The 2,500-nt window shown below is 52.4% G+C and carries 2 rRNA genes (1 of these 2 cut by a window edge); both read left to right on the top strand.

Going from position 1 to position 2,500, the window contains the following annotated elements:
* A 23S ribosomal RNA gene (locus FK527_RS15905) occupies positions 1–2,168 on the top strand (it extends 711 nt beyond the left edge of the window).
* A 215-nt stretch (positions 2,169–2,383) separates the two neighbouring features.
* Positions 2,384–2,496 (top strand): 5S ribosomal RNA (gene rrf, locus FK527_RS15900).
* The last annotated feature ends 4 nt before the right edge of the window (positions 2,497–2,500 follow it).

Here is a 2,500-nt window from a genome sequence, read left to right as displayed (position 1 = left end):
GGTACTGGAGGTCCGAACCGACTAGTGTTGCAAAACTAGCGGATGAGCTGTGGATAGGGGTGAAAGGCTAAACAAACCTGGAAATAGCTGGTTCTCTCCGAAAACTATTTAGGTAGTGCCTCAAGTATTACCTGCGGGGGTAGAGCACTGTTTTGGCTAGGGGGTCATGGCGACTTACCAAACCAAGGCAAACTCCGAATACTGCAGAGTAGAGCTTGGGAGACAGAGCACCGGGTGCTAACGTCCGGACTCAAGAGGGAAACAACCCAGACCGCCAGCTAAGGTCCCTAAAATTGGCTAAGTGGGAAACGAAGTGGGAAGGCTAAGACAGTCAGGATGTTGGCTTAGAAGCAGCCACCATTTAAAGAAAGCGTAATAGCTCACTGATCGAGTCGTCCTGCGCGGAAGATGTAACGGGGCTCAAGCCAGTTACCGAAGCTGCGGATGCACGAGCAATCGTGCGTGGTAGGAGAGCGTTCTGTAAGCCTGTGAAGGTGTCTGGTAACGGATGCTGGAGGTATCAGAAGTGCGAATGCTGACATGAGTAGCGTTAAAGCGGGTGAAAAGCCCGCTCGCCGTAAGCGCAAGGTTTTCTACGCAACGTTCATCGGCGTAGAGTGAGTCGGCCCCTAAGGCGAGGCAGAGATGCGTAGCTGATGGGAAACAGGTCAATATTCCTGTACCGCTCAATAGTGCGATGTGGGGACGAAGAAGGTTAGCTCAGCCAACTGTTGGAATAGTTGGTTCAAGCCTGTAGTCGTGCCCGGTAGGCAAATCCGCCGGGCTAAGATGAGGGGTGACAACGAGGCAGCTTGCTGCCGAAGTGAGTGATACCCTGCTTCCAGGAAAAGCCACTAAGCTTCAGCTATTGACGACCGTACCGCAAACCGACACTGGTGCGCGAGATGAGTATTCTAAGGCGCTTGAGAGAACTCAGGAGAAGGAACTCGGCAAATTGATACCGTAACTTCGGGAGAAGGTATGCCCCAAGTAGGTGAACTTGAACAAAGGGAGCCCAAAGGGGTTGCAAAAAATCGGTGGCTGCGACTGTTTAATAAAAACACAGCACTCTGCAAACACGAAAGTGGACGTATAGGGTGTGACGCCTGCCCGGTGCTGGAAGATTAAGTGATGGGGTGCAAGCTCTTGATCGAAGTCCCAGTAAACGGCGGCCGTAACTATAACGGTCCTAAGGTAGCGAAATTCCTTGTCGGGTAAGTTCCGACCTGCACGAATGGCGTAACGATGGCCACACTGTCTCCTCCTGAGACTCAGCGAAGTTGAAATGTTTGTGATGATGCAATCTCCCCGCGGAAAGACGGAAAGACCCCATGAACCTTTACTGTAGCTTTGTATTGGACTTTGAACGGATCTGTGTAGGATAGGTGGGAGGCTTTGAAGTGAGGGCGCTAGCTCTCATGGAGCCGACGTTGAAATACCACCCTGGTGCGTTTGAGGTTCTAACCTGGATCCATCATCTGGATCGGGGACAGTGCATGGTAGGCAGTTTGACTGGGGCGGTCTCCTCCCAAAGCGTAACGGAGGAGTTCGAAGGTACGCTAGTTACGGTCGGACATCGTGACGATAGTGCAATGGCATAAGCGTGCTTAACTGCGAGACCGACAAGTCGAGCAGGTGCGAAAGCAGGACATAGTGATCCGGTGGTTCTGTATGGAAGGGCCATCGCTCAACGGATAAAAGGTACTCTGGGGATAACAGGCTGATACCGCCCAAGAGTTCATATCGACGGCGGTGTTTGGCACCTCGATGTCGGCTCATCTCATCCTGGGGCTGTAGCCGGTCCCAAGGGTATGGCTGTTCGCCATTTAAAGAGGTACGTGAGCTGGGTTTAAAACGTCGTGAGACAGTTTGGTCCCTATCTTCCGTGGGCGCTGCAGATTTGAGAAAGCCTGCTCCTAGTACGAGAGGACCGGAGTGGACGCACCTCTGGTGTATCGGTTGTCACGCCAGTGGCATCGCCGAGTAGCTATGTGCGGAAGAGATAACCGCTGAAAGCATCTAAGCGGGAAACTCGTTTCAAGATAAGATCTGCCGGGGCCCCGAGCCCCCTCAAGAGTCGTTCTAGACCAGGACGTTGATAGGCTGGGTGTGTAAGCGCAGCAATGCGTTCAGCTAACCAGTACTAATTGCTCGTGCGGCTTGACCCTATAACTTTGACAAAAATCTCAAAGTTCCAATGCATGTGTATGTTCTTCGTGTGTAAATACGCAAGTTAGCAAGTACCGGTCAACCATACTTGCTACGTCGCTCGTGTCCACGCCACAACCAACGCAATCACCAATTCTCCCTGATTCGACTTCTATGATCTTCGCCGCGCTGTCCCCACAGAACAAAACCAAAAACAGCACGGCTCTCAGTTTCGCCTGATGACCATAGCAAGCTGGTACCACCCCTTCCCATCCCGAACAGGACCGTGAAACAGCTTCGCGCCGATGATAGTGCGGATCCCCGTGCGAAAGTAGGTCATCGTCAGGCTCCT

Origin of the sequence: Extensimonas perlucida (assembly GCF_007655255.1) — a bacterium.
Lineage (GTDB): Bacteria > Pseudomonadota > Gammaproteobacteria > Burkholderiales > Burkholderiaceae_C > Extensimonas > Extensimonas perlucida.
This window is presented reverse-complemented; position numbering and strand designations above follow the sequence as displayed.